Raw genomic sequence first — 238 nt, forward strand, 5'->3', positions numbered from 1 at the left:
TTGTCCTGCGCCAGCTTGCCGTAGTTGGCGTTGGGCAACTCGCCTTCCAGCTTGTTGCGGTAGTAGTAGTCGACCGAGTCGGCGTTCAGGGCGCGCGGGGTGTAGAACACGTTGCCGCCGGCATGGAACTCGTTGGTGCCGCGCTTGGTGATCTGGTTGATCACGCCGCCGGTGGAGCGACCGAATTCGGCACCGTAGCCACCGGTCTTGACCTGCTGCTCGGCGACCGCTTCGAACG

At 63.9% G+C, this 238-nt stretch carries 1 protein-coding gene; it reads right to left on the reverse strand.

Features of this window, described 5'->3' with window-relative positions:
• Window positions 1–238: hypothetical protein (locus tag SB822_RS60755; protein ID WP_410859607.1), on the reverse strand; the 238-nt coding region annotated here is incomplete at both ends.

Source organism: Paraburkholderia sp. SIMBA_054, assembly GCF_046534875.1.
Classification (GTDB): Bacteria; Pseudomonadota; Gammaproteobacteria; order Burkholderiales; family Burkholderiaceae; genus Paraburkholderia; species Paraburkholderia hospita.